At 71.3% G+C, this 25,961-nt stretch carries 23 protein-coding genes and 1 tRNA gene; 14 read left to right on the plus strand and 10 right to left on the minus strand.

Annotation, left to right across the window (positions count from 1 at the left end; all coding sequences use genetic code 11):
• Nucleotides 1-201: 201 nt before the first annotated feature.
• From ACO0M4_RS14345 to ACO0M4_RS14360, 4 genes are all read left to right on the plus strand, one after another.
• Entirely contained in the window at nucleotides 202-1,500 is a 1,299-nt protein-coding gene (locus ACO0M4_RS14345; protein ID WP_430370453.1) for an erythromycin esterase family protein, read from the plus strand.
• 101 nt (nucleotides 1,501-1,601) lie between these two features.
• Entirely contained in the window at nucleotides 1,602-2,363 is a 762-nt protein-coding gene (locus ACO0M4_RS14350; protein ID WP_430370454.1) for a DUF72 domain-containing protein, read from the plus strand.
• Between the two features lie 167 nt (nucleotides 2,364-2,530).
• On the plus strand, nucleotides 2,531-3,262 hold the full coding sequence (locus ACO0M4_RS14355) for a hypothetical protein (protein ID WP_430370456.1): 732 nt from the start codon (nucleotides 2,531-2,533) through the stop codon (nucleotides 3,260-3,262).
• Between the two features lie 18 nt (nucleotides 3,263-3,280).
• Nucleotides 3,281-3,378: transfer RNA gene (locus ACO0M4_RS14360), tRNA-OTHER, on the plus strand.
• Nucleotides 3,379-3,766: 388 nt separating this feature from the next.
• Here the strand turns inward: ACO0M4_RS14360 and ACO0M4_RS14365 are convergent.
• A complete protein-coding gene (locus ACO0M4_RS14365; protein ID WP_430370458.1) occupies nucleotides 3,767-4,090 on the minus strand; it encodes a putative quinol monooxygenase in 324 nt (107 codons plus the stop codon).
• Between the two features lie 203 nt (nucleotides 4,091-4,293).
• Between ACO0M4_RS14365 and ACO0M4_RS14370 the strand changes: the two genes are divergently transcribed.
• The 9 genes from ACO0M4_RS14370 (at nucleotide 4,294) to ACO0M4_RS14410 (ending at nucleotide 12,564) form a co-directional block, all read left to right on the plus strand.
• Entirely contained in the window at nucleotides 4,294-5,994 is a 1,701-nt protein-coding gene (locus ACO0M4_RS14370; RefSeq protein ID WP_430370459.1) for a CocE/NonD family hydrolase, read from the plus strand.
• Between the two features lie 145 nt (nucleotides 5,995-6,139).
• Nucleotides 6,140-7,051: a universal stress protein gene (locus ACO0M4_RS14375; protein WP_430370460.1), complete on the plus strand. Its 912-nt coding sequence runs from the start codon at nucleotides 6,140-6,142 to the stop codon at nucleotides 7,049-7,051.
• 180 nt (nucleotides 7,052-7,231) lie between these two features.
• Nucleotides 7,232-7,924 carry a CBS domain-containing protein gene (locus ACO0M4_RS14380; RefSeq protein ID WP_430370461.1) on the plus strand — a complete coding sequence of 231 codons (693 nt, stop codon included), beginning with the start codon at nucleotides 7,232-7,234 and terminating at the stop codon, nucleotides 7,922-7,924.
• Nucleotides 7,925-8,073: 149 nt separating this feature from the next.
• Nucleotides 8,074-9,564, plus strand: coding sequence for an AAA family ATPase (locus ACO0M4_RS14385; RefSeq protein WP_430370463.1), 1,491 nt, complete (start codon nucleotides 8,074-8,076; stop codon nucleotides 9,562-9,564).
• A gap of 120 nt (nucleotides 9,565-9,684) precedes the next feature.
• A complete protein-coding gene (locus tag ACO0M4_RS14390; RefSeq protein WP_430370465.1) occupies nucleotides 9,685-10,155 on the plus strand; it encodes an Hsp20/alpha crystallin family protein in 471 nt (156 codons plus the stop codon).
• 206 nt (nucleotides 10,156-10,361) lie between these two features.
• Entirely contained in the window at nucleotides 10,362-10,589 is a 228-nt protein-coding gene (locus ACO0M4_RS14395; RefSeq protein ID WP_430370467.1) for a DUF1918 domain-containing protein, read from the plus strand.
• Between the two features lie 4 nt (nucleotides 10,590-10,593).
• Entirely contained in the window at nucleotides 10,594-10,878 is a 285-nt protein-coding gene (locus ACO0M4_RS14400) for a hypothetical protein (protein ID WP_430370468.1), read from the plus strand.
• Between the two features lie 154 nt (nucleotides 10,879-11,032).
• On the plus strand, nucleotides 11,033-11,515 hold the full coding sequence (locus tag ACO0M4_RS14405; RefSeq protein WP_390018642.1) for an Hsp20/alpha crystallin family protein: 483 nt from the start codon (nucleotides 11,033-11,035) through the stop codon (nucleotides 11,513-11,515).
• Nucleotides 11,516-11,760: 245 nt separating this feature from the next.
• Complete coding sequence (locus tag ACO0M4_RS14410) at nucleotides 11,761-12,564, plus strand: ArsR/SmtB family transcription factor (protein ID WP_430370469.1); 804 nt, start codon at nucleotides 11,761-11,763, stop codon at nucleotides 12,562-12,564.
• A gap of 52 nt (nucleotides 12,565-12,616) precedes the next feature.
• On the opposite strand, the gene ACO0M4_RS14415 is transcribed toward ACO0M4_RS14410, so the two are convergent.
• The 3 genes from ACO0M4_RS14415 to ACO0M4_RS14425 form a co-directional block, all read right to left on the minus strand.
• Nucleotides 12,617-13,735, minus strand: coding sequence for a hypothetical protein (locus tag ACO0M4_RS14415; protein WP_430370470.1), 1,119 nt, complete (start codon nucleotides 13,733-13,735; stop codon nucleotides 12,617-12,619).
• Between the two features lie 121 nt (nucleotides 13,736-13,856).
• Complete coding sequence (locus ACO0M4_RS14420) at nucleotides 13,857-14,924, minus strand: hypothetical protein (RefSeq protein ID WP_430371381.1); 1,068 nt, start codon at nucleotides 14,922-14,924, stop codon at nucleotides 13,857-13,859.
• A 559-nt stretch (nucleotides 14,925-15,483) separates the two neighbouring features.
• Entirely contained in the window at nucleotides 15,484-16,386 is a 903-nt protein-coding gene (locus ACO0M4_RS14425) for a glycosyltransferase family 2 protein (RefSeq protein WP_430370471.1), read from the minus strand.
• Nucleotides 16,387-16,942: 556 nt separating this feature from the next.
• On the opposite strand from ACO0M4_RS14425, the gene ACO0M4_RS14430 reads away from it, so the two are divergent.
• The gene (locus ACO0M4_RS14430) at nucleotides 16,943-18,289 is read left to right on the plus strand and encodes an IS630 family transposase (RefSeq protein WP_430370472.1); all 1,347 of its coding nucleotides are present in this window, start codon (nucleotides 16,943-16,945) and stop codon (nucleotides 18,287-18,289) included.
• A gap of 24 nt (nucleotides 18,290-18,313) precedes the next feature.
• Here the strand turns inward: ACO0M4_RS14430 and ACO0M4_RS14435 are convergent, their stop codons facing one another.
• From ACO0M4_RS14435 to asnB, 6 genes are all read right to left on the minus strand, one after another.
• On the minus strand, nucleotides 18,314-19,933 hold the full coding sequence (locus tag ACO0M4_RS14435) for an ABC-F family ATP-binding cassette domain-containing protein (RefSeq protein WP_430370473.1): 1,620 nt from the start codon (nucleotides 19,931-19,933) through the stop codon (nucleotides 18,314-18,316).
• A gap of 255 nt (nucleotides 19,934-20,188) precedes the next feature.
• Nucleotides 20,189-20,938 carry a class I SAM-dependent DNA methyltransferase gene (locus tag ACO0M4_RS14440; protein ID WP_430370475.1) on the minus strand — a complete coding sequence of 250 codons (750 nt, stop codon included), beginning with the start codon at nucleotides 20,936-20,938 and terminating at the stop codon, nucleotides 20,189-20,191.
• Nucleotides 20,939-21,050: 112 nt separating this feature from the next.
• Nucleotides 21,051-21,956 (minus strand): ornithine cyclodeaminase family protein, encoded by a 906-nt coding sequence (locus tag ACO0M4_RS14445; RefSeq protein WP_430370476.1) that lies wholly within the window; start codon nucleotides 21,954-21,956, stop codon nucleotides 21,051-21,053.
• Between the two features lie 154 nt (nucleotides 21,957-22,110).
• Complete coding sequence (locus ACO0M4_RS14450; RefSeq protein ID WP_430370478.1) at nucleotides 22,111-23,121, minus strand: DUF1259 domain-containing protein; 1,011 nt, start codon at nucleotides 23,119-23,121, stop codon at nucleotides 22,111-22,113.
• 233 nt (nucleotides 23,122-23,354) lie between these two features.
• Nucleotides 23,355-23,801 (minus strand): MarR family winged helix-turn-helix transcriptional regulator, encoded by a 447-nt coding sequence (locus tag ACO0M4_RS14455; RefSeq protein ID WP_430370479.1) that lies wholly within the window; start codon nucleotides 23,799-23,801, stop codon nucleotides 23,355-23,357.
• A 68-nt stretch (nucleotides 23,802-23,869) separates the two neighbouring features.
• The gene (gene asnB / locus ACO0M4_RS14460; RefSeq protein ID WP_430370481.1) at nucleotides 23,870-25,714 is read right to left on the minus strand and encodes an asparagine synthase (glutamine-hydrolyzing); all 1,845 of its coding nucleotides are present in this window, start codon (nucleotides 25,712-25,714) and stop codon (nucleotides 23,870-23,872) included.
• Nucleotides 25,715-25,961: the final 247 nt, after the last annotated feature.

Consider the following 25,961-nt stretch of genomic DNA (forward strand, 5'->3'; position numbering starts at 1 on the left):
GCGTGGCTGCGACGGCCGGTGTTACGGTCCGCCGCATGGCAGTACACAGCAACTTCCTCTGACGACGTCCGCCCCAGGCGCGGTGCACCGGCGGCCCAGCGGCCCGGTGCCGCTCGCGCCCGCGCGTACGCGTCCCCGCGCCGAGCCGGCCCGCGGACGCTCAACCGCTCCGGACCTTCGTAAGAGAAGAGACTGCGATCCATGCCTGACCAGACCTCCTCCCACCGCCCGCTCGCCGACTGGTTCCGCGCGCACGCCGCCGAACTGACCACCCTCGACCCGCACGGGGACCTCGACGAGTGGGAACCACTCCGGGAGATCGCGGGCGACGCCCGGGTCGTCGCCGTCGGCGAGGGCGCCCACTTCGTCACCGAGTTCTCGCTCGCCCGCCAACGCGTCCTGCGCTTCCTCGCCGAGCGCTGCGGATTCACCGTCCTCGCCTTCGAATTCGGCTTCAGCGAAGGCTTCGCCCTCGACCGGTGGCTGCGCGGCGAGGGCGCCGACGACGGCCTGGCGCAGGCGAGCCGGGCCGCGGCCGAGTGGGGCGCCGCGGACTTCATGCACTGGCTGCGCCACCACAACCGCACCAGCCGCCACCCCGTGCGCTTCGCCGGCCTCGACGTCCCCGAAGCCGGCGGGGCGCTGCGGCCCGCCCTGGACCCGGTGCGCGACTACCTGGACGAGGTCGGCCCCGACGCGCTGCCGCTGCTCGACACGGCACTGGAGATCAGCGACCGGTTTCTCGCCGGCGTCGGCTCCGGCGCCGCGGCCGCACCCGCCTGGGCCCGCCTCGAACCGGCCGCGCAGGACGAACTGACCGCCACCCTCGCCCGGCTCCTGCTCCGCCTGCGCGCCGAGGAAGTGCGGTACGCGGCCCGCGGCGGCCAGGACCGCTACGACATCGCCCGACGCGGAGTGGAGGGCGCCTGCCACACCGACGCCATGTTCCGGGCGATGCACGCCCTCCAGACCGGACAGGGCAGCAGCGCCGATCTCGCGATCCGCGAGATCTACCTGGCCGAGTCGGTCCGCTGGCACCTGGAGCGCAGCGCCCCGGGCACCCGCATCGTGCTCGCCGCGCACAACAACCACATCCAGCAGACGCCCATCGAGTTCGGCGGCCCGCTCACCGCACTCCCCATGGGCTACCACCTGGCCCGGACACTCGGCACGGACTACCGCGCGGTGGCCGTGACCCACACCGCGGACCACGTCCCCGAGATGGTGCTGGACGAGCAGAGCAGCGTCGGCTTCACGGTCGCGGACACCCCGCTCGCGGCCCCGGAGCCCGGCAGCGTCGAGGCCGCCCTCATCGACGCCGGACTCGGGGACCGGATCACCCTCACCGACCTCCGCCGGCCGCCGCGCGACGCCGACGGGACGCCGCTGCCGAACGGCATCCGGTCGCAGAGCGCCACCCTCGCCACCCCGGTTCCCACGGCGTTCGACGCCGTCCTCGCCGTCCCCACGGTGACCCGGGACGCCTCGGTGCGCTTCTGATCCCACCGGTCCCGGGGCGGGCTGCGGCCCGGCCCCGGGGCCTCGGCCCGCCCCCGCCCGGCCGCTGGTACGTGGCGCCCCGGACCGGGGACGCATCCCGCATGACCCTCCACCTGGGAACCTCCGGCTGGCAGTACCGCGACTGGCGCGGCGTCCTCTACCCACCCGACCTGCCGCAGCGGCGCTGGCTGGAGGAGTACGCCCGGCACTTCGCCACCGTCGAGAGCAACGCCGCCTTCTACCGGTTGCCCGAGGCCGGGACCTTCGCCGACTGGCGGGACCGGACGCCGGCCGACTTCGTCATGGCCGTCAAGGCCAGCCGCTACCTCACCCACATCAAACAGCTCCACGACCCGCAGGAACCGGTCCGGCGGCTGATGTCCCGCGCCGCGCACCTGCGCCCCCGGCTCGGTCCCGTCCTGCTCCAGCTGCCGCCCACCCTGCCCGCGGACGCACCCCTCCTGGACACCTGCCTGGGCTGCTTCCCCGCCGGGACCCGGGTGGCCGTCGAACCCCGCCACGACTCGTGGTGGACCGACGCGATCCGCACCGTACTGGAGCGCCACGGTGCCGCACTGTGCTGGGCCGACCGTGGATCCCGGCCCGTGACGCCCCTGTGGCGGACCGCAGACTGGGGCTACCTGCGCTTCCACGGAGGCGCCGCCGCGCCCTGGCCGCGCTACGGACGGCAGGCACTGGATGCCTGGGTACGGCGGATCGCCGACGCTTGGCCCGACCGGGCCGATGTCTACGCGTACTTCAACAACGACCTGGACGGGGCCGCCGTCCTCGACGCCGGCCACTTCGCCCGTGCGGCCACCGCAGCGGGCCGCACGGTGACCCGTACGCCGCCCGGGCAGTAGCCCGCCGCCCGCACAGGCAACCCGGCCCGGCGGAAACCCCGGTGACGAGCGGTCAGCGACGCGCGGCAGGCGCCCCGGGCGGGCGACGGATGCCCGCCCGCTGCCTGCCCGCACCACCGCTCGAAAAGCCTTTCGTCCCGGGCGCTGATCGTTGATACGTTGCCGACGTGGCGAAACTCAACCAGATCATTGCCGTGGAGAAGGGCATCAAGTCCAAGTCCCATCAGGACCTGACGTCCGCTCACCACGGACTGCAGAAGCCGGCGCTGCTGGCCGGCATCTCCCGTACGTACCAGCCCAAGGACGAGGAGGGCGAGCAACTGCCGCCCGAGTCGACCCGGGTGCAGGTGCACGCCGAGGACGTACTGCGGGACACCGCCCGGGCGCTGACCCGACTGTTCGACGTGACCGCCACCAAGGACTGGGCCAACTGCACGGCGCGGGCCGACGTGACCGTGGAGGGGCGGACGCTGCTCCGCGACGTCCCGGTGTCGTACCTGCTGTTCCTGGAGAAGCAGCTCACCGACGTCAACACCCTGATCCGCAAGCTGCCGGTGCTGGACGCCTCCGAGGCGTGGGTGCAGGACCCCTCCACGGACGCCTGGAAGACCGAGCCGGTGCGCACCGTGCGGACGAAGAAGGTGCCCCGCAACCACGTCAAGGCCGAGGCCACCGACAAGCACCCGGCGCAGGTCGACGTCTACTACGAGGACGTGCCGGTCGGCTACTGGACGACCGTGAAGTTCTCCGGCGCGCTGCCGGCGAAGCGCGTGAACGAACTGCTCGACCGGGTCGAGAAGCTCCAGCAGGCGGTGAAGTTCGCCCGCGAGGAGGCGAACGGCGCCGAGATCACCGATCAGCGGGTGGGCGAGGTCGTCTTCGGCTACCTGTTCGGGTAGCGTCTACAACTCCCCGGCGCCGCAGTGCGTCCGGGGTGCGCGAGGAGCGCAAGCTGACACTGAAGTTCGTCGTGACCAACGCGGTTCCAGTGGAGGTTCGAGTCCTCCCCGCGGCCTTCCGGGCCGCGGTAGCCCAACTCGGCAGAGGCAGACCGCGATCAATCTCAGACTCTCGCTCCAGTCTCAGCATCCGCCACCCATCGCCGGATCGACCGGGCCGGGCCCTGGTCGTCGGATGCCGGTTCAAGTCCGGCCCGTGCAGCTCGATGCGCGGTAGTTCAAAGGCAGAACACGACGACATGATGACTGACCCGCGCCCTCAAGTGTTCCGGCGTGTGCAGTGGGGTGGCATCCGAGGGCTCGGGGGCAGGCTACGCCCCCGGGCCCGCTCCTGCTTCCGGCCCGGTTTCCCGCCGTTGCCTCCGTTCGCGTTGGTGCACGCGGACATGACGAAGCGGCGGGCCGCTCCGGGGCGGCCCGCCGCTTCGTCGGGTCGTGCGGGGGTCAGTCGATGGTGAGTTCGCCCATCGCGCTCCAGCCGTCCGCGTCCTTGATCGTGGTGCTCACGATGTCGGGCGTGCGGCGCAGCAGCGGGCGCATCGCCTCCAGGCCGGCGCGGAAGTGGTCGGAGTTCACGTGGGCCTCGCCCGCGTCGTCCTGGAACGCCTCGACCAGGACGTAGGTGTTCGGGTCCGTCAGGCTGCGCGACCACTCGAACCACAGGTTGCCCGGCTCCTCCTGGGTGGCGCGGGTGAACGCGCTGACCTTCTCGGGCCACTCTTCGACGTGTTCGGGCTTCACCGAAAACTTCACAACGATAAAGATCATCCCGGTACCCTAAACCATTTGCCTCATCCCTCGCATTTCGCCCCCTGGGGTGCGTCCAAGTAGCCGCCCCGGAGGGTCTGTTACCGGCGAGTAATTTGGCTGATCATGATCTCGTCCCGGGGGGCCGCACCGTCCTACGCTCCCGATCACCGCACTGGACGGACGCCACACCGTGGCGCCGCGGTCAGACCCCTGGAGCAACGATGGCGCGATCCCGCCGTACCGCAGACCACCCCCTCGGCCGACGACGAAGGGCGGCAACATCCTTGTGCGCGGCGGTAGTTGCCGCGTCGCTGGCCGTGGCCGTGCCCGCCGGTCCCGCCGCGGCGGCCGTCCGGCACCGGCCCGCGGCCAGCACCGCCGGCGCCTTCGCCGCCCCCGCATTCCGGCTGGCCGACATCCCCATGAAGGACGGCACCGTCCTCAAGGCGGATGTCTTCACGCCCGCGCCCGGCACCCCCGGCGCCGACCGGAACGGCCACTACCCCCTGGTCGTCCAGCCGGCCAGCTGGGGCCAGAACGACCTGGAGTACGTGGCCCAGGGCCGACAACTGGCCGCCGACGGCTATGTCGCGGTGACGTACACGGTGCGCGGCTTCTGGGGCTCCGGCGGAAAGATCGACGTCGCCGGGCCCAAGGACGTGGCGGACATCTCCGCGGTGATCGACTGGTCGCTCGCCCACACCCCGGCCGACCGGAGCCGCATCGGCATGGTGGGGCTCTCCCTGGGCGGCGGCCTCACGCTGCTGGGCGCCGCCTTCGACCCGCGGGTCAAGGCGGTCGCCTCACTCAGCGGCTGGGCGGACCTCGCCGACTCGCTCTACAGCGGACAGACCCGGCACCTCCAGGCCGCCGGCCTCCTCGCCGCCATCCAGACACCGACCGGCCGCCGCAGCCCGGAGTTCGCCCGGACGCTGGCGGACCTCTTCGCCGACCGCGACCTGCCCCGCGTCGTCCAGTGGGCACACACCCGGTCCCCGGCCGCCTACGTGGACCGCATCAACGCCCACGGCACCGCCGTCTTCCTCGCCAACGCCTGGGGCGACAGCATCTTCAACCCCGGCCAGATGACCTCCTTCTACCAGCAACTGACCGGGCCCAAGCGGCTCGAACTGCGCCCCGGAGACCACGCCACCCAGGAAATGACCAGCCTGCTCGGCCTGCCGAACGCCACCTGGGCGAGTGCGCGGCAGTGGCTCGACCACCACCTCAAGGGCTCCGGCGGCACCGGCGGGCCGCGCGAGGGCGTGGAACTGGAAGTCCGGCCGGGCGGCCGGGAAGAGAGCTACCCGAACTGGCGGGCCGTCAGTTCCCGGACCGACCACCTACGGCTGGGCCGCCCCGATTCCCACGGCACCGGGACGCTCGGCGGGCCGGCCGGGACCGACGCGGCCGGCACCGGCTGGTGGCGGCAGCTGTCCGGCGGCACCGACTCGGGCGCCGACGGCGGTATCGCCGAGCTGTCCGGGCTGCTCGACCAGGTCGTCGGCCTGCCTCCCACCGTCGTCGTCCCCCTCCTGCCCCGGAGCTCCGCGGCGGTCTGGCAGTCGGCGCCGTACCCGACCGACCAGCACCTGCGCGGCGCCGCGCGGCTGCACACCGCCGTCACCGCGTCCGCCCCGCAGGGCACCGCCTTCGCCTACCTCTACGACGTCAACGCCCTGGGCGTCGGCAAGCTGATCGCGCACGCCCCGCAGAGCTGGTCCGGCAAACAGCCCGGGCACGCCTTCCCGCTCGACGTCACGCTCTTCCCCACCGCGTACGACCTGCCCGCCGGGCACCGCCTCGCCCTGGTCCTGGACACCGCGGACCCGCTGTACGGCGGCCGCACGCCGCGGGGGAGCAGCGTCTCGTTCGGCTCGCCGGCGGGCGGCCCCGCCGAGCTCAGCGTGCCACTGCGGTGAGGTTCCGGGCCGCCCGTCCGCGGCGGCCCGGGCCGTTCGGCCCCCGCACGGTGCCCACCGGCCCACTGGCCCCGCGACGCGCGGACGCGCAGGCTCGATAACGCGGGGCGAGTTGCTCCGCCATCGGACGCGTCGAGGGGCAGCCATGGAGCCGGAGATCATCACCGTCGGGCTCGACGGCTCGGCGGAGAGCCTGGCGGCGGCACACTGGGCCGCCGACGAGGCACACCGGCGGGGAGCCGTGCTGCGGCTGCTGCACGCCTGGATCCTGCTGGCCGCCCAGGCGCCGGACACCGCCCCCGAGCGGGACCAGAACATCTACGCCCGCCAGGTCGTCCAGGAGGCCACGGACGCGGTCCGGGACCGCCACCCGCACCTGCGGATCATCGAGGACCTGGTGGGCGACGAACCGGAACCGGCGCTGCTACGGGCCTCGGCGGAGTCCCGGCTGCTGGTGCTGGGGTCGCGGGCCCTCTCGGCGTGGGAGAGCTTCGTCCTCGGCGACGTCAGCCTGAGCGTGGTGGCCCGGGCCGCGGGCCCGGTCGTCCTGGTACGGGCCGGTGGGCCGGGACCGCAGGACGGCACGCGACCACCGGCCGCGGAGCCGCCGGACGGCCCCGCGGAGGCCACCGGACCGCGGGTGGTGGCCGGGATCGGCCTCGGCGGGCCCGCCGAGCACCTGCTGGCGTTCGCCTTCGACGCGGCGGCCAGCCGCGGGGTGCTGCTCCAGGTGGTGCACGGCCGCCCGTTCCCCGTGCAGGTCTACACCCCGTGGGGCGTGGACCCGGACGCCGCGGGCGAGGCGACCGCGGCGACGGAACGCGAACTGGACGACGCCCTCCGTCCGTGGCGCGCGCGGTTCCCGGGCGTACCGGTGCAGCGGACCGTGCTGCCGGACAGCCCGGCCCGGGCCGTCGTCGAGGCCGCCCCGGGAGCCGGACTCCTGGTCGTCGGCCGCCGCCGGCACCATCGACTGCCGGCGCCCCGGATCGGGGCCGTCGCCCATGCCGCCATCCACCACGTGGCCTGCCCCGTTGCCGTGGTTCCGCACGACTAGGGCTGGTCCGGTGGAGCAGGGTCGGACGGGCCCCGGACGGGCCGGCGCGGCGGTGGGTCGTCGTGGTCCACCGGCCCCGTACGCCGTTCGGGCGCGCGACGGGGGATCATGAAGACAGGAATCCGGGCGCATCCGTCCGGGGCCGACAGATTGCCGCACATCCGGAGGTAGTGGCCCACCATGAGGCACCGCAGAGTGGCCGACCTGATGACCCCCAACGCCGTCACCGTCCAACGGGGCACCCTGTTCCGGGAGATCGCGCGGTTGCTCGACGAGTACGACATCACCGCCGTACCGGTCGTCGACGACGAGGGGCGGCCGGTGGGGGTGGTGTCCGAAGCCGATCTGCTGCGCCGCCAGCTCTCTAAGGCCGGGGCCGCCACCGCCGGGGCGATCATGACCAGCCCCGCCGTGGTGGCGCGGCCGGAGTGGAGCGTCGTCGAGGCGGCCCGGACGATGGAACACCGCAGGGTCAAGCGACTGCCCGTGGTCGACGACACCGGCCGGCTCATCGGGGTGATCAGCCGCAGCGACCTGGTCCAGCTGTTCCTGCGGCGCGACCGGGCGATCCAGGAGGAGATCCTGGAAGAGGTGCTGACCCGCACGCTCGGCGTCGCACCGTCCGCGGTCACCGTCGACGTCGCCGACGGCACCGTGACGCTCATCGGCGTACTGGAGCGCAAGAGCCTGGTCCCGATCGCGGTCCGGCTCTGCGAGAGCGTGGACGGGGTGATCGAGGTGATCGACCGCCTCACCTTCGAGGAGGACGACGCCTCCCACGATGACGCCTCCCACGACGCTTCCGTCCAGAACGGCGGCGCACCGGACGGCAGCACCGCCCGGTCCGGGCAGCCGGCGCCCGAACCAGGCTGACGGGGCCGCCGACACGGTGCCCCGGACGGCCCACCGGGCCGGGCAGCGACCGGCGGCCGGAGGTGTACTTGACCCACAGCGACCCATACGGACAGCGAGGTCGGCCGCCGGTCGCCGCCGGCGGCGACGTGAACGAGGGGAGCGGGCCCGTGTCGCCACCGGACGCCACTGCCCTTCCGGACCGGCCGGACCAGATGTTCGACCGTGCCGACGAGTGGGCGGACCTCGTGGGCTTCGCCTGCGAGCCGAGCCCCGGGGCCACCCTCGCGCTGGTCTCGGGGCAGCACCGGCAGGGCAAGACCTTCCTGCTGGAGGCCGTGAGCCGGGCAACCGACGGTTTCTACTTCGACGGGCAGGCGGCGGCCGAGGCGGAATCCCTGCGCCGCCTGGCCGAGCGGCTCGCCGAGTACACCGGCGCGGCGCGGCCGGAGCACTGGCACCGCTGGGACGAAGCGGCCGACGCGCTGTTCGCGCTGGGCGACGAGCGGCCGGCACTGGTGATCCTCGACGACTTCCCCGAACTCGTCGGCCACAGCCCCGCGCTCCCCTCGGTCCTGCACTGCGCCTACCTCCGCATGCGCCAGGAGCGCCCGGACAACCGCACCCGCCTGGTCCTCAGCGGCGCCAGCCCCGCCGTCATCCGCCGGCTCTTCGCCGGCCCGTCCTCGCTGCACGCAGTGGCCTCCCTGGAGGTGGAGGTACGGCCGTTCAGCTTCCGCAAGGCGGCCCGCTTCTGGGGCATCCGGGCTCCCCGGCTCGCGGTGCAGGTGCACGCCGTCGTCGGCGGCACCCCCGCCTACCGCGGCGACCTGGTCTGCGACGACGTGCCCGCCGGCCCGGACGACTTCGACGCCTGGGTGTGCCGGACCGTCCTCAATCCCCGGGTGCCACTGTTCTGGGAGGCTCGCCACCTGCTGGAACAGGAGGGTGACTACGCCGATCGCGCCCTGTGCCACTCGGCGTTGGTCGCCATCGCCGGCGGCCGTTCCACCCCCGGCGGTATCGCCGACCGCCTCGGCGCCTCGCTGCACGACGTCAGCCACGTCCTGGCCGTGATGCACAAGCACGGACTGCTGCACGGCGAACCCGATGCGTTCCGTCCGGGACTGACCCGCTACCGCATCGCCGAGCCGCTGCTGGCCTTCGAGCACGCCATCGCCTGGCCACACCGCGCCGCGCTGGAACAGGAGGAGGCGCCCGCCGTCTGGCGCCGGATCCGCCCGGTCTTCGACGCCATGGTGGCCGCCCCGCACTTCGCCCAGCTCTGTCGGGACTGGGCGACCCGGTACGCGGCCTGGGAAACCTTCGGCGGCGAGGTGAGCACGGCGGTCCGCGGCACCGTCCCCGAGCCGGAGGGGAACACCCGGCTCGACGCCGAGGTGGTGGTCCGCGGTACGGCCGACGGGCGGCCGGGGGTGCTGCTGTCGGTCGGGCTGGCCCGTTGGAACGAGGTCATGGACGCCCCGCACCTGGAGCGGCTGCGCCGGACCCTCGCCCTCCTCACCGCGTCCGGCGAGGACACCAGCCAGGCCGTGCCGGCCTGCTACGGCGGCGTCGGCTTCGGCCCGGAGCTGCGGGCCGCGGAGGCCAAGGGCGAGGTCCTGCTGATCGGCGCCGACCGGCTCTACCACGGCGAGTGACCGCCTCCCCCTGACGTTCCGTCAGCTGCCCGGGGTCCGTCCGGGTCGCGCCGGCGCGCCGACGGTGCCCAGCATGGAAGCAGCAGAAGCGTTCTGCCGCCCGTAGGGGAGGTGACCCTGATGGATCTGCCCATCCGCCACCGGTCCGACAGCCCGTGGGAGCGCGGGCGGGGCCGGCCCCAGCCGATGGCCGAGTTCCAGGAGGTCTTCGACCGGATGAACCACTTCCTGGAGTCCGCCGCGTTCACCCCGGCCCTGACCGGGACGATCGCCTTCGCCCCACCGGCCGACCTGCACGAGACCGACGCGGCCTACGTCGTCGAGTGCGAACTGCCGGGGATCGCCCGCGAGGACATCGACGTCGAGGTCGGGGAACACGAGGTGACCATCTCCGGGGAGCTCAAGGAGTCCGAGCGGGCGGGTGCGCTGCGCCGCCGGGGTCGCCCCACCGGGAAGTTCGAGTACCGGGCGCTGCTGCCGGTGGACGTCAAGCCGGACGAGGTGACCGCCTCGCTCTCGGACGGTGTCCTCACGGTGACGGTCCCGAAGATGTGGGCCGCCGCACCGCGCCACGTCGAGATCCAGGACTGAACCGCCGGGGCGCGGCGGGGCGTTGCCGCCGCCGGCGGGTGCCGCGGACCGTACCGCCGAGGTCCCTCCGTACGCGCCGGCGGCCGATCGTCCACCTTCCTCGTGCGGTCCGCAGCCGCGTACGCACACTGGAAGGAGGCGGGGCGCGCGCCCCCGACCGGGCGTGCGCACAGAGTCACGGCAAGTGCAGGGAAGGGTGAGTGGCGATGCAGGCGCACAAGGGAGACGTACTGCGCTTCACCGGACGCGCGGTGGGCAATCCGGAGCACCGGGTCACGGTGGTCGAGGTGCTCGGGCCCGATGGTGCGCCCCCGTACCGGGTGCGGTACGAGGACGGCCACGAGACGGAGATCTTCCCCGGCCCGGGCTGCGTCGCCGAGAGCGCGGCCGTGGGCGGGCCGGCGCGGTCCGATGCGACCCGGCACGGGGCGTAGCCCCATGGGACGCAAAGCGGCGGCCCGCCGCCGGCACCGGACGGCGCCCACCGGCACCGGAAATCCGGGCCGCATAGACCAGCCGGAACAGTCGGGCGGCACCGGGGAGCCGGGCGGCACCGGGAAACCAGGCACCACGGGTCTCTCCGGTGGCATCGGGCAGTCACCGCGCGCGGCCGACGGCCCCGCGCGGGCCGACACGGCCCCCGGCGGCCGGCTGCCACCGCACCAAGAGCCGAAGCCGAAGCGCCCGGTCCGGACGATCCGGGTGCCCGGCCTGTTCGGCTGAACCGGCGGCCCGGTCGCCCGGGGTCGCCGCTCCCGGCCCGGGCGCGCAGCATGGAACCAAGTACGTAACCCAGGCACGTATCCCAGGCACGTATCTCTGGCTTGCATGCCGGCGTGCCTGGGCCGAACACCGTCGTTTCGCGGAGGTGACCGCGATGAACATGCCCGCGCGACACCGGCCCGGCAGCCTCCTGGAGCAGGTTCTGCCGCCGTTGAACTGGGGCGAGCCGATCGCCTCGGAGTTCGACGACCTCTACGAGCGGATGGGCCGCCTCCTGGAGTCCGCCGGCGGCGTGTCCGCACTCGGCGGACGGACCCACTGGGCGCCGCTGGCGGACCTGCACGAGACCGACAACGCCTACGTCATCGAGGCGGAACTGCCCGGCGTGCAGCGCGACGACATCGACGTCGAGATCGACAACCGGGAGCTGCGTATCAGCGGCGAGCACCGGGAGTGCGTGCGGGAGGGCGTACTGCGCCGCACCACCCGCCGGACCGGCCAGTTCGAGTTCCGCGCGGCGCTGCCCGTCGACGTCAGGTCCGACGAGGTCACGGCGAATCTGACGGACGGGGTGTTGACCGTGACCATCCCCAAGGCGGAGGCCGCGACACCGCGGCACATCGAGATCACGGACTGACACGGGTCGTAGCCGACCGACAGTCGGCGGACCATCCGCCCAACTCGCCTGCAAAAACCGCTACTTGACGCCTCGTCGTGGTCCGACGCTCCCCGTGGCGTCCGGACGATGTCCCGGAGGTGCGTGGGCCCGGGCGCCCCAGCGAGCTGGGGCGCTTTCCCGCGATTGACATGCAGCTGAATGGCTGCCTATTGTTTTTAGGCAGCCATTCGGTTGCGTATGAGGGGTGGGACAGGAGGGCGGGCATGGACGAGGTCTTCAAGGCACTGGCCGACGCGGGACGCCGCCGGCTGCTGGACAGCCTCAACGCCCGCAACGGACAGACCCTGCGGGAGTTGTGCGCGGAGCTGGACATGACACGGCAGTCGGTCAGCAAACACCTGGCCGTCCTGGAGGCGGCCAACCTGATCACCACCCTCCGCCGCGGGCGGGAGAAGCTGCACTACCTCAACGCCGAGCCGATCAACGCCCTCGCCGACCGCTGGATCAGCCACTACGACCGGGGCCGCGCACGCGCCCTCGCCGACCTCAAGCACGCACTGGAGACACCTCCCATGGACAGCAACGCGTTCGTCTACACCACCTACATCCGGACCACACCGGAACGGCTCTGGCGGGCCCTCACCGACCCCGCCTTCACCCGCCGCTACTGGGGAGTGGAGTTCGCGACGGACTGGCAGGCCGGCTCGGCCATGACCTGGACCGAGCACGGGGCCACCACCGCCCACCCCGAACAGGTCGTCCTGGAGTCCACCCCGCACCGGCGGCTGTCGTACACCTGGCACACCTTCACCACCGAGTGGGCCGCGAGCGCCGGTGTCGCGGACGACGTGCTGGCCCAGCTCGCGGCCGAGCCGCGCTCGAAGGTGTCGTTCGAGATCGAGCCGCTCGGCGACCTGGTGAAGCTCACCGTCGTCCACGACGGCTTCGCCCCCGACTCCACCGCCCGCGGCATGGTCCAGCACGGCTGGCCCGCCCTGCTGTCCAGCCTCAAGACCCTGCTGGAGACCGGCGAGACGCTCCCCGAGCCCGAGCCGCAGCGGGCGTGAGGACGGGAACTGGGCGCCTTCGTTTGGATCAGTGTGCCGAGCACGGGATTGATCATTCTTCGTGCCCGTGATCGAGGTTCAGGCAGAGCGCCCAGACGTCGGAGTAGGTGTTCGGTGAGGGTGATCCCCCGACGTGGATGTCGGCCGTCCACGATGCGGCCGTGCTGGTCCCGTCACTGACCGGCGTGCCATCGGAGTCGCTGGGGAAGCTTCCGATGAGGTGGGTTCCGCCCGACCCCGCCTTGGTGAAGTCGGTCGTCGTCACGTTGCCTCCGCTGGCGGCGGCGCCCCCACTGACCAACACGTGGTGCGCCCTCCCGTTGTCGCGTTCCCCTGCCCCATCGGCGCAGCCGACCGTCGCCGTCTGGCTCGTGCCTGCCGTGGTCGGGCCGCTCAGCTCGCGGAAGTGGACTGTCGTGGTGATGCCTCGGACGTTCACGCCGTCTCCACTGCAGATCGCGTAGGCGTATGTCGTGTTGTCGCTGTCGCGGCCGCCGCCGATTCCCCCGACGGCGGTCCAGGAGTCGGGGTTGGTCTCCCCGTCCGCGGCGGCTTTCTGACCGAAGTCGTGTGCGGCGTCGTTGAAGGTGGGGAAGCTGGCGATCGGCTTGAGGCTGCCGACGCTGGCGGGGGTGGTCCGGGCGCCACCACCGAGCAGGACCGTGCCGGTCGGGCAGGTTGCCACGACGGTCTTCGACGTCTGTCCTACGGACGGTCCGGCGATCTTGTTCATGACCACCTGGGTGTGCCTGATCCGGTTGCTGGAAAGGCACACCGCGTAGGGCGTGGTGGAGAAGTCGGGGCTGGAGTTGCTCCCGCTTCCGCCGAAGGCGAGCCAGTGCTTTACGTCGGTGCCGACGACCCCGGTCGAGCCGGTGTATTCGGTGCTGCCGTCGGGGCTGGGCGCGATGCCCATCACATGGTTGCCGTTTCCTGCTCTGTCGCTGCCGGTGTTCTGGTCGACCCCGCCGCCGGAAACAAGACCTTGGCCGCAGTCCGCGTGGGACGAGACGCCGGTGAAGGGGGTTGCGGGGCCCATGGTGGGTCCGGGGGTCGTCACGGTGACGTTCGCGGTGTCGGCGTACGCGATCTCTGGCACTGCCACGGCGAGCAGGGCACCCGGGATGAGTATCTTCGCCAGGGCGGACTTCCGGGAAAGCCTCTTCTTCATCGACTTCTGCCTTTCTGGTGTCAAGCGGTGAACGTGGCGGGACAGCGTGCATCGGAAGCGGGGTGCTCCGCGGGCGGGCGCCGGGTGTCGTGCCCGCCCGCAGGTCGGTGGTGCCGGTGACTCAGATGCCGTCGTTGGCGCAGAGCGCCCAGACGTCGGAGTGGTTGGTCGTCGACGCCATCCCACCGGTGTGAGTGAACGCCGTCCAGGACGCCGCAGTCGTGGTCCCGTCGCTGACGGGGTTGCCGCTGGAGTCGCTCGGGAAGCTTCCGTTGAGGTGGTCGCCGGCCGAGCCCGGTCCGGTGAAGTCGGCGGTGGTCACATTGCCCCCGCTGATGGCGGCGCCGCCGCTCACCAGGTTCCCGTCCCCGACACCGCAGCCGGCAGTGGTGTTCTGGCCTGTGCTCCCGGTGTTCGGGCCGTTCGCCTCGCTGTAGCGGACCTTCACCGTGACGCCGGTGACGTTGATGCCGCTACCACTGCAGATCGCGTAGGCGTAGGTCTCGTTGCCGGCGTTGGTGCTGTTGTCCCATCCGACGGCGGTCCAGGAGTCGGGGTTGGTCTCGCCGTCCGCAGCGGCTTTCTGGCCGAAGTCATGTGCGGCGTTGTTGAAGGTGGGGAAGCTGGCGATCGCCTTGAAGTTGCCGGTGTTGCCGGGGGTGACCAGAGCACCACCACCGAGCAGGGCCGTGTTGGCCGGGCAGGTCGCCGTCACGAGACCCGGTGTCGACGCGGTGGTGGGCGCGTTCACCTTGTTCATGACCACCTGGGTGTGGTTGATGAGGTTGCTGGTGAAGCACACCGCGTAAGGGGTGGTGGAGAAAGAGGAGTTGACCTGTCCTCCGCTACCGCCCTTTGCGATCCAGTACGCCACGTCGGTACCTACGACCCCGGTGGTGCCGGTGTATTCGGCGGCCCCGTCCGAGCTGGGCTCGGTGCCCAGTACATGGTTGCCGTTCACCCCCGTACCGGTGCCGGTGGCCTGGTCGATCCCGCCGCCGGAAAGGAGACCGCTGGTGCAGTCGGCACTGGTGGAGATCGAAGAGTCGAGGGTTGCGGGTCCGAGCGTGGCGCCAGGGGTTCGCACCGTGACGCTCACGGTGTTGGCGTACGCGGCCCCTGGCGCCGCCAGAACCAGTAGGGCCCCTATGACCAGCGCTTTTCCTGCGGCGAAGCGCCGCCGAGACATCTTTGTCACTGAATTCTCCCTTTCGGGGTTTCCCTGTGGTGCACAACGGGCCTGGCGGCGTTGTTCGATGCGCAGCCCTCGGCCCGTGGTGCCGTTGTGTCCGTCGACGTGGAAGACCGAATGGTGGAAGGCCGCCTGATGGAAGGCCGAATGCTGGTCGGCTGGGGAGGGAAACGGTGCACACGCCGGCCGCCACATTGGGCGCAGAGGCAGACGCTCCGGAGCCCGACGCCCCTCCTTGACGTCGGCTCAGTCGGCTGGGCGCATCAGCGCAGTCGTCGGCGGAAAGGCCACGACGGCGACTGCCGGACGCGGCCAAGTGCGCAGATCCATGCCGGATCCTCGGTGTTCGGGGGATTGCGGGCGGAGCCGATTGAAGCAGCGTCCCGAGGGCGCGCACTACTGGTGCCAAGCACAAAAAGACGACAGCCCGCGGCTGGGTTATTGGCTAAGGAACCAGGGGATCGCGGGGTGCCTACCGAGTGCGGGCCGTGGAAGTCGAGGCAGGCGAACCCGACGACCACGCCATCGGCCAGGCCCCCGCTCCCCGCCGCCGGGCTCAGGCCACCGGAGCGGCCCGATGGCGGCCGGCGAGCGCCCGGGCGGCCAGTTCGAAGCGCAGTGCGCACTCGTGCCGGCCCTGGCCCGGGCCGGCCGGATCAATGGCCGGCTCGAACGCCCGCTGCAGGACGACCACCAGGTCGTCGTGTTTGGCGGTGAAGTAGGCGAGGTTGCGGCGCCATTGGCGGTGCCGCACCGGGGAGGCCGGCGCCCGGTGCAGGTGGTAGACCGCCGGCTCGGTGGCGTAATGCAGGTGCAGGCCGCGCCGGGTGAGCCGGAAACCCAGCTCGGCGTCCTCCAGCCCCCAGCCGACGAACGCCTCGTCGAAGCCGCCGGCGGCCGTCAGATGGCTCCGCCGGACCGAGGCGTTGCACGCCCACAGGTAGTGCCAGGCGGTCTCCAGCCCGGCCAGGTCGCAGTCGAACGCCTCCAGCACCGGCTCCCGTTCGTCGCCCCGTATGACCGGCGGCAGGGCCTCGAAGCTGAACTCGTAGCGCAGCCGCTCCCGGTCGACCGGCCCGTCCGCCAACTGGAACCGCCGACCGACCACCACCAGATCGTCGCCCTGGGCATGGGCCCGGGCGTGCTCGGCGAGGAACGTCGGCGCCACCACCTGGTCCGCGTCGAGCAGGACGACGAGGTCGCCGGCCGCCTGCGCCAGTCCGAGGTTGCGGGCCCGGGCGCGGCCGGACGCGGGGGAGCGCGGCTCGTACACGTAGCAGAGGTCGAGGCCGGCCGGGAGCGCGGCGACCATCCGGTCCGTGCCGTCGGTCGAGCCGTCGTCCACCACGATCACCTCGGCCGAGTGCTCCGCGTCGAGCGACTGACGGGCCAGGGACAGCAGACACAGCTCCAGCGCGTCCCGGACGCAGTAGGCGGGGATGACGACACTGATCCTCATGCTCCGGTGGGCCTCATTCCTCGACGGGCGGCAGCCTGGTGAAGGAAATCCGTGACCGATGCTCACCCGGAGTCGTGGCGGTGCCCACGGCTTCGACGGTTCCGGGGACGCGCTGATGTCTGCCGGGGTGCGCGGCGTGATGCGGGTGACGCGGGAAGTGAACCACTGGGTCAAGAAGAGGGTCAACGGCACTCTTCCGGGTGGAGGTTGGCTGCCTTGACGCGGACGAATTCCGTGCGGTAGGGCACTCGCACAGCGCATCGCCCGCACACCTGAGGCCAGTGAGACGCAGGTACTGCCCTGTGGCGCGAGCACGCGGCGACCGTCGCCCTACGAGAACGCCCGCCGAGGCCGGGCCCCGCCCCGCTCCGTCCGACAACCGCCCGAACGGCCCAGCGGAAACCGGTCCGAACACGGCCGAGAAGTCCGCCCCACGCATGAGGCGGACCTCAACTGCCGTGCCCCCTGGGGCCAGGGCCTATCCGACCCTGATCCGCCGGCCCGGCCCTAGTGTGATGCGCCAGAAATCCTGAGCTTAAGTCTGTAGCCTGTTTTTATGTCTCGAGGACCTCGTGCTGTCGAAGTTGCGCTGTCCGGTAGGGAACGCGCGGAGTTGCTGCGTTGGGCGGGCGGAGCGGTCGTGCCGCGTCTTGCTGAACGAGCGCGCATCGTCCTTGCCTGTGCGGACGGGATGCCCAATGCGCGCGTAGCAGCAAAGTTCAAGGTCACCACAGACTCCGTGAGGAAGTGGCGTTCACGGTTTGCCGCCCAGCGGATGGCAGGACTTGCAGATGAGTCGCGGCCAGGTCGGCGCAAGGCGGAGTTGGTGCTCAGCGAGGCCGAGCGGGCCCAGCTGACGCGCTGGTCGCGGCGGGCGAAGACCGCTCAATTCCTGGCTCTGCGGGCGAAGATCGTGCTGCGGTGTGCGGAGGGCGGGACCAACAAGCGGGTCGCTGCCGAACTCGGCGTCGGCCACCAGACGGTGAACCGATGGCGAGCCCGCTTTATCGCCCATCGGCTGGACGGGCTGGTCGATGAGCCCAGGGTGGGCCGGCCACCGTCGATCCTGCTCGACCAGGTCGAAGACGTCGTCGTGGCGACCCTGGAGTCCACGCCAGGCAAGGACACGCACTGGTCACGTGCCTCCATGGCCGCCCACACCGGACTGTCAAAGTCCACCATCGGTCGGATCTGGAAGAGGTTCGACCTCAAACCTCACCTGCAGGACTCCTTCAAGCTCTCCACCGACCCGCAGTTCGTCGCGAAGGTCGTCGATGTCGTCGGCCTGTATCACAACCCGCCCGAGAAAGCCGTGGTGTTATGCGTGGACGAGAAGGCCCAGATTCAGGCACTGGACCGGTCCCAGCCGGTCCTGCCGATGATGCCTGGGATGCCCGAACGCCGCACACACGACTACCTGCGGCACGGCATTACCAGCCTGTTCGCCGCGTTCAACATCGCCGACGGCACCATCATTGGCGAACTCCACCGCCGTCACCGGGCCATTGAGTTCAAGAAGTTCCTGATCACGATAGACAAGGCGGTCCCCGCCGGACTCGACGTGCACCTCGTATGTGACAACTACGCAACCCACAACACCCCCGAGATCAAGGCATGGTTGGGAAGGCATCCGCGCTTCCATATCCACTTCACCCCGACCGGTTCCTCCTGGATCAACCAGGTTGAGCGCTGGTTTGCACTGCTGACCGACAAGCTCATCCGCCGCGGCGTCCACACCTCCGTCAAAGCCCTTGAAGCCGACATCAGGGCCTGGATCGACACCTGGAACGAGAACCCCAGATCCTTCAAGTGGACCAAAACCGCCGACGAGATCCTCAAATCCCTCGCCGACTACCTCACCAGGATCACTCCTCCAGACACCAACAACCAACAAGAAACTTAAGCTCGGGATTTCTGGCGCATCGCACTAGCGGCGGCGCGCCACCCGCCGCTCGTCCCACACCGGCTCCGGGGTCTCCCGGACCCTCCCGTCCTGCCCGAAGACCAGGTACCGGTCGAACGACCGGGCGAACCAGCGGTCGTGCGTGACCACCACCGCCGTCCCCTCGTACGCCTCCAGGCCCTTCTGCAGGGCCTCGGCGGACTCCAGGTCCAGGTTGTCCGTCGGCTCGTCCAGCAGCAGCGCGGTCGCCCCGCCGATCTCCAGCAGCAGGATCTGGAAGCGGGCCTGCTGCCCACCGGACAGCTTCTCGAACGGCTTGTCGCCGTGCTGGTCGAGCTCGTACCGGCGCAGTGCGCTCATCGCCGGCCCCCGGCTCTTCGCATGCTCGGTCCAGAGGATGTCGACGAGGGTGCGCCCCAGCAGCTCCGGTCGCGCGTGCGTCTGCGCGAAGTGCCCCGGCACCACCCGGGCACCCAGCTTCCACTGGCCGGTGTGCGCGACCTCCTCGCCCGCCAACAGCCGCAGGAAGTGCGACTTCCCTGACCCGTTGGAGCCCAGGACGGCGACCCGCTCCCCGTAGAAGATCTCCAGGTCGAAGGGCTGCATCAGCCCGGTCAGCCCCAGTCGCTGGCAGGTCACTGCCCGGACGCCGGTGCGGCCGCCCTTCAGCCGCATGGTGATCTTCTGCGGCCGGGGCGGCTCGGGCGGCGGGCCGACCTCCTCGAACTTCTGCAACCGCGTCTGCGCCGCGTGGTACCGCGACGCCATCTCATCGCTGCGCGAGGCGTACTGCCGCATGTCGACCACGAGCCGTTTCAACTGGGCGTGCTTCTCGTCCCACCGCCGCCGCAGTTCCTCGAACCGCTCGAACCGCTCCGCCCGCGCCTCGTGGTACGTCGCGAAGCCGCTGCCGTGCACCCACACGTCACTGCCCGCCGGCCCGGGCTCCACGCTCACGATCCGCTGCGCCGCACGCACCAGCAATTCCCGGTCGTGCGAGACGAACAACACCGTCTTGCGGGTCTCCCGCAACTGCTCCTCAAGCCACTGCTTCCCCGGCACGTCGAGGTAGTTGTCCGGCTCGTCGAGCAGCAGCACCTCCTCCGGCCCCCGGAGCAACGCCTCCAGCACCAACCGCTTCTGCTCCCCGCCGGAGAGCGTCCGCACCGCCCGCCACTGCGCCTTCTCGTACGGGATCCCCAACGCGGACATCGTGCACATGTCCCAGACCGTCTCGGCCTCGTACCCGCGGGCCTCCGCCCAGTCGCTCAGTGCCTGGGCGTACTGCATCTGTGCGGCCTCGTCGTCCCGCTCCATGATGGCCGTTTCGGCCTCGTCGACGGCGTGTGCCGCGTGCCGGATGCGCTCCGGCGCCACCGTGACGAGCAGATCGCGCACGGTCCGTTCGTCCCGCACCGACCCGACGAACTGGGGCATCACCCCCAGGCCCCCGCTGACCGTCACCGACCCGCCGTGCGGCTTCAACTCGCCCGAGATCAGCCGCAACAGCGTGGTCTTGCCCGCGCCGTTCGCCCCGACGAGGGCGGCGACCGCCCCCTCGCCCACCCGGAAGGAGGCGTCGTCGAGTAGCACCCGCCCGTCCGGCAGGTAGTACTCCACGTGCGCGACTTCGACATGCCCCATGAATCGGCCCAAACTGAGAAATCGAGAAAACAAAGAACATTCCACCGAACGCCGCGCGATCACCGGCATTCCCACGGGCGAACGCGGCCCGCTTTGTCACTGTATCGGAAGGGTGAGCGGCACCCCCGCGCGGTGAACTCCCGTCGCACTCTTCCCTGTACGGCGCCCACCAGCCAAGCGGATTTCCCCGCGACACCGCATTTACCGGCCACCTCACCCGCGGACCGGAAGGCGGCCGGCGATCCTCGTCCGCCCTTACCCGCCCTCGCCCACGGGCTTCTCCCAGACGGACACCTGCCGGTGGCTCTCGTTCGTGAACGGTTCGCCCGCCCACCCTTCCCACCGCTCCCGCAACCGCAGCCCGGCGAGCTGCGCCATCAGATCGAGTTCCGCCGGCCAGACGTACCGGAAGGGGATCGATTGGTAAGTGCCCTGCCCGTCAACCACGTTGACGTAGTTCGAACTCATCGCCTGGGTGGCGACGTCGTAGACATCGAACGCCCACCGCGTCGGGCTGACGTGGAACGGCACGGCGTGCTGCCCCGGCGGGAGCTTCCGCAACTCGGGGACCATCACCTCGATGACGAAACAACCACCCGGTTCCAGATGCGCCGCGACATTGCGGAAACAGGCGACCTGTGCCTCTTGGGACGTCAGATTCATGATCGTGTTGAAGACCAGATAGGCGACGGAGAACGTCCCGTCCACCTTCGTGGTCGCGAAATCGCCGATCGTCACGCCGATGCCGTCGCCTCCCGGCTTGGCCCGCATCCGGGCGACCATCGCCCGCGACATGTCGATGCCGTGGACCGGGACGCCGCGGCCCGCCAACGGCAGTGCGATCCGCCCGGTCCCGATGCCCAGTTCCAGGGCCCGCCCGGGGCCGGCGAGCCGGGCCAGGACCTCGACGGCCGGATCCGTGACATCCGCCGCGAACATTTCCGCTGACGACTCGTCATAGGTCGCCGCGACGCTCTTCCCGAAGTAACCGTCCTCGTCGTCCATGGCCGGACCGTACTGCGATCGGCCACCGCTCCGCCCGCCTTTTTGCCCGACGGGATCCAGCACACTGGCGACGACCGCGTCGGGCCGCGCCGTGGTGGCCGCGGCGGCCGCCTCAGCGCGGCACGGCCTCGCACAGTGCCGCGGCGACCGCGACCTCGGTGCCCGCCAGGCCGACGGAGCTGAAGACCGTGAGGTCGTCGGGGCCGGTGCGGGCCGGGGCGGCTCCGGCGAGTACGGCGCCGAGGGAGACCAGCCGGTCGGTGGGGAAGAGGGGTGGTTCGGGGGAACCGGCCGACTGGGAGAGGGAGTCGGTGAGCACGGTCCGGGCCCGGTCGGCCAGCGGGGCGGGCACCTCGTGCCGGGCGGCGGACTTGGGGCCGAGGGTCGTGAGGTGGGTACCGGGGGCCAGCCAGTCGGCGTCCAGGACCGGCGTCGCACTGCCGGTGGCCACGATCACCACGTCCCGGTCGCGGACCGCGTCCTCGACCGCGGTCACCGCACGGGCCGCCACACCGAGTCCACCGGCGGCCCGGCGGGCGAAGGCCGCGGCCCGCTCATGGTGCCGGGCCACCACGACCACCTCCGTCACCTCCCGCACCGCGCACAGGGCCCACAGCTGCGCCCACGCCTGCGGCCCGGCCCCCACCAGCCCGGTGCGGACCGGTCCGGGCCGGACCGCCGCGTCCACCGCCACCGCGCCGATCGCCCCCGTCCGCCGCGGTCCCAGCTCGGCTCCGTGCACCACGGCCTGGAGTCGGCCGTCCGCCGTGCTCCAGACGGCGACCAGTTGCTCCGCGCCGACGAGGGTGTCGTAGGAGCGGAAGCCGAACAGCCGCCGGGACCGCAGATGGCCCGCGGTGATCACCAGGTCGCCGTCCCCGAGCCCGGCCCGGACCCGGGGCGGCGCCTCCAGCTCGCCGTGGTGTGCGGCCAGCAGCGCCGCGCGCACGGCCCGGACCGCGGTCGGGGCGTCCAGGTGGGCGCGGACATCGTCGTCGTCGAGCAGCAGCACGGTCACCGGCGTGGTCCCTTCGTCGGACGGACACGGACAGCACGAGGACCACTGTGCCGGCCCGGTGCCGTGCGGACATCCGCCTGTGGCCCTCCGTCCGAGACCGTCCGCGTACGTCCCTCCGCCTAGGTCCGCCTCCTCCCGGCGGTGCGCTGCCGGGTCAGCCCGTCGGGGTGACGTTGGTCGCGTCCACTACGGGCCGCAGGGCACGGGCGAGCCGGACGGCGTCGCCGACCGCCCAGAAGTGGACGAAGAACAGGCGGGGTTTGTCCCGCAGGCCGTGGTTGTGGAGTTCGATGAGCTTGGCGCCGGCCTTCCGGAGCAGCCGCAGAACGCGTTGGACCTCGTCGGCGACCATGCAGCAGTCCGCGCTGAGCGCAGCCCGGCCGTCGCCCAGCGGCTGGAAGTTGAAGGCACTGGTCGATCCCAGGCCGGGGGGCAGCACCATGTCCCCGTCGGTGATCTGCTCCCGGCGGACGAAGATGCACTTGTAGATCCCGTCGTCGGCGGAACCCTTGGTGCCCATGGCGCGGTCGATCCCGTCGGTGTCCAGATCGTGCGGCTTGGTCTGGTCGGACTTCTTGGGGTGCGGGGTGCTGGTGCCCTTGAAGGCGGCGTGGATGCCGCGCGCCAGGGCCACCGGGTCGTGGCCGTGCCCGTGCACGTGGAGCCACCAGATGTCGGGCTTCTGCGACAGCAGGTGCTTGTGCAGCGCGGTCACGCCGATGCGGTGTTCCTGGAGGGTGTCGATGAAGTCCTGTAGTTCGTCTTCGGTCACCACCACGTCGCCCATCAGCAGGTTGCTGTGGTCGGAGTAACGGACGAAGGAGACGTGCGAGCCCAGGGCGAGGGACGGTTGGACGTGGACGTGATGGGAGAACACCCGTAGGTCCCGACGGGGGAACCCGGTGTGGTACATGACCCGGTGCTTCATGTCGCCGGGCCCGCCCAGGATTTTGGCCACGGCCTTCCAGTCGGAACTGGTGGTGTGTACCGGCTTGATCAGCTTCTGTGCGGCCCGTGCGACCGGCTCGGTCGGTAGGGCGGCGGGACGGGCGCGAGCCGGGGTGGGCGCCGCGGCCAGCAGCGGGGCGAGGGCCGCCACGGCCAGCACGCGCCGCCGCGGGCTTCCCGCGAGCGAGTCGGTGATCTGCTGTCGGTCTCCAGCCATTACCTGAGCACCTCCACGACGACCTCCATGAGGAGTTGGAAGCATCGCCGATCTGAGGCTCCGTCAGCTCGTAGTTGGGGGCCAGGTGGGCTAACACGGTCATCGTGATGGGTGAGCGGGTGGGCGTAAATAGGCCGGTGACGACCCGTCGGCCTCCCCCGATTGGCAGGAGGATCTGGCCGAGGGCCCGGCGGCCGACCCCTGGGAGGACCGGGCCGCGCTCCGCAGGTCGTTCACGATCCGCTGACCGGTCGGTCCCCGGCCTCCGCGAGTCGGCGCAGCAGTGGTTCCACTTCGACCAGCCGGCGGATCTCGTCCGGCTGGAGCGCGGTGAGGCGCCGGGCGAGCACCTGTGCCTCACCGCGGGCGACGTCCGTCAGCGTCGCGGTGCCCTGTTCGGTGAGCAGGACCCGGCTGGCGCGCCGGTCCTTCGGGTCGGCCTCCCGGCGCACCAGGCCCGCCGACTCCAGGGCGAGGACCGCGGCGGTGGCGGTCGGTTGGGAGCAGGGCACCCACTGCGCGATCTCCCCGATCCGGGACGGCCCGCGCTGGGTCAGCAGCGCCAGTACGGAGATGTGGGTCAGCTGGATGCTGCCCGTCGTGGCGGACCTGCGCAGGCTCCGGGTGAGCCGGTGCAGCGAGATCACCAGCTGGAGTGCCGCGTCGTCACCGATCGTCATCGCCCACCCATCGCCTGCCGTGCCGGACCTCGTCCGCGGTGGATCCCCTGCTCAGGGCCCGCCGTGGATCAGGAGAGCGTAATGGTGGGGGAGTACATCTCCAACCACAGGGCCAGGTCCAGGGTCCGTTCGAGGCCGCGCCGCGACGCCTGGGTGATCTGCGGCGTCTCGTGGTCCGCCGCGCGCTTGAGCCAGTCGCGGTCGACGAGGTCGAAGACCTGGTGCGAGGGGCGCGCCAGCAGGTCCTTGGCGTGCTGCTGGAGCGCGACCGCGTACTGCGGGTCCTGGGTGGAGGGGTAGGGGCTCTTCACCCGGTCGTACACCGACCGGGGCAGCGCGTCGGCGGTGGCCTCGCGCAGCAGGCTCTTCTCCCGTCCGTCGAAGGACTTCAGGGACCACGGGGCGTTGTAGACGTACTCGACGAGGCGGTGGTCGCAGAACGGGACCCGCACCTCCAGTCCGACGGCCATGCTCGCCCGGTCCTTGCGGTCCAGGAGGATCCGGACGAAGCGCGTCAGGTGCAGGTAGCAGATCTTCCGCATCCGGAACTCGAAGTCGCTCTCCCCGTCGAGCCGTTCGACGTCCTTGACGGCGCGGTCGTAGCCGTCCTGGATGTAGGTCCCGAGGTCGAGGGCGCTGGTGACGTCGGAGGTGAGGATGTTCCCGTCGTCGCCGAAGTGTTGGCTGAAGCGGACGAGCCAGGGGAAGGTGTTGGCGGTGCGGGCGTCCTCGTCGAAGAACTGCTTGTACCCGCCGAAGACCTCGTCGGCCGACTCGCCGGACAGCGCCACCGTCGAGTGCTCCCGGATCGCCTTGAACAGCAGGTAGAGGGAGGCGTCCATGTCGCCAAAGCCCATCGGGAGGTCGCGGGCCCGCAGCATCTTGGCGCGGACGTCGAGGTCGGCCAGGGCGGCGGAGTCCAGCACGATGTCCTGGTGCTCGGTGCCGGCGAGCCGGGCCACGTCGTGCACGAAGGGCGTGTCGGGGGTGGCGCGCAGGTCGTCGGCGATGAAGTTCTCGGTCTGGCCGACGAAGTCGACGGCGAAGCTCCGCACCGTCTCGCCCACCTCGGCCAGCTGACGGGCCGCCAGCGCGGTCATCGCGGAGGAGTCCAGCCCGCCGGACAGCAGGGTGCAGCGCGGTACGTCGGAGACCAACTGGCGGCGGACGATGTCGTCGAGCAGGGTCCGGACGTGCCCGATCGAGGTCTCGCGGTCGTCCTGGTGCGCCCGGGTCCGCAGCGACCAGTAGACGTGCCGGCGCAGTCCGTCGGCGTCGAGGGTGACCACGGTGCCCGGTTCGACCTCGTGCATGCCGTCCCATACGGCGTGCCCGGGCGTCTTGACGAAGGCGAACAGTTCGCGCAGGCCGTCCAGGCCGACCCGCCGCTCGGCGAGCGGGTTGGCGAGGATCGCCTTGGGCTCGGAGCCGAACAGCACGCCGTCGGCGGTGGGGTAGTAGTAGAAGGGCTTGATGCCCATCCGGTCGCGGATCATCACCAGCCGTCGGCGCTGCTCGTCCCAGACGGCGAACGCGAACATCCCGTTGAGGCGTTCGGCGACGGCTTCGCCCCACTCCAGGTAGCCGCGCAGCACCACCTCGGTGTCGGAGTCGGTGGTGAAGCGGTGGCCCTTGCCGGCCAGTTCGCCGCGCAGTTCGCCGAAGTTGTAGGTCTCGCCGGAGTAGACGATGACGACCTGGCTGCCGTCGGGGCGCTCGGCGGTCATCGGCTGCCGTCCACCGGGCAGGTCGATGATCGCGAGGCGGCGGTGGCCGAGTGCGGCGGGCCCCCGCACCCAGGTGCCGCGGTCATCGGGTCCGCGGCAGGACATCGTCTCGGTCATCGCGTCCACGGTCTCCTGCTCGGAACGCAGATCGCGGTCGAAGGAAATCCAGCCGGTGATGCCACACATGCCATGTCCTCCTGCTCCGAACCCTGGGGCCGCCGGTGCCGCGGGTCGCGGGAGGCGCCGCGGCAGGCCGGGGATCAGGGAGGGCGGGCAACGCCGAAGATCGGTGGCCCGACTCGCTCCACCAGAGTCAGTTGTATCGAGCACCTATGTAACGAGGGTGTTCCTCGGGAGCCCGTCGCGTCAACCGGGGCGTAACAGGAGACGGGGCGTGCAAGGACGCGCCGCGGGGCACGGGAGATGTCGACGA

It is taken from the genome of Streptomyces sp. RGM 3693, from assembly GCF_050471125.1.
GTDB lineage: Bacteria > Actinomycetota > Actinomycetes > Streptomycetales > Streptomycetaceae > Streptomyces.